The sequence below is a fragment of the Streptococcus sp. LYSM12 genome (genome assembly GCF_004569635.1).
Taxonomy (GTDB): domain Bacteria; phylum Bacillota; class Bacilli; order Lactobacillales; family Streptococcaceae; genus Streptococcus.
The window spans coordinates 1-382 of the sequence record NZ_SPOZ01000086.1 but is presented as its reverse complement, the minus strand read 5'-3'; the positions used below and the strand labels follow the sequence as shown (position 1 = coordinate 382).

Genomic DNA, 382 nt, shown 5'->3' with positions numbered 1-382 from the left:
GTGCTGGAGAGTTCCTCCATCGATGCGGCCGTTTCCTCCAGCGCGCTCGCCTGCTGCTCGGTACGACTGGAGAGGTCGGCGTTGCCCTGCGCGATCTCGGGGCTGGCGGTGGCCACGCCGTCCGCGCCGCTGCGCACGGTGGCGACCACCGCCGCGAGCGCGCTCTGCATCGCGGCCATGGCCGCCATCACGCTGGCCTGGTCGCCGGGACGCGCGCGCAGCTCCGTGCTCAGGTCGCCCGCGGCCACCCGCTGCGCGGCGGCGGCCAGGTCCGCCGGCTCGGCCCCCAGGGCACGGGACAGGTCGCGGACGATGATCCAGCCCACCAGCAGGCCGATGGCGAGCATGGCGGCGCCCAGCGACGCCAGCATCACGGTGGAAC

General features: G+C 75.1%; 1 pseudogene. It reads right to left on the bottom strand.

Features of this window, described 5'->3' with window-relative positions:
• Window positions 1-382 (bottom strand): annotated as a pseudogene (locus E4T79_RS10825) (methyl-accepting chemotaxis protein); the annotation flags it as partial.